At 46.9% G+C, this 224-nt stretch carries 1 pseudogene; it reads left to right on the top strand.

The features are described 5' to 3' along the window. A pseudogene (locus HMPREF2867_RS07835) lies at positions 1-219 on the top strand (amino acid ABC transporter ATP-binding protein); the annotation flags it as partial. Positions 220-224: the final 5 nt, after the last annotated feature.

Here is a 224-nt window from a genome sequence, read left to right as displayed (position 1 = left end):
AACCTTGCCAAAGGTGGCATGAACATGGTAGTTGTTACCCATGAAATGGGCTTTGCCCGCAGTGTGGCAGACCGTATCATTTTCATGGCTGAAGGTCAGGTTCTTGTGGATACTACGGATGTGGATGGTTTCTTTGACAATCCAACTGAACCTCGTGCTGTTCAATTCCTTTCTAAGATTATCGACCACAACTCTGATCGTGTCCAAGTGGATGCCTAAGGAGG

Origin of the sequence: Streptococcus sp. HMSC064H09 (genome assembly GCF_001812625.1) — a bacterium.
Taxonomy (GTDB): Bacteria; Bacillota; Bacilli; order Lactobacillales; family Streptococcaceae; genus Streptococcus.
This window is presented reverse-complemented; position numbering and strand designations above follow the sequence as displayed.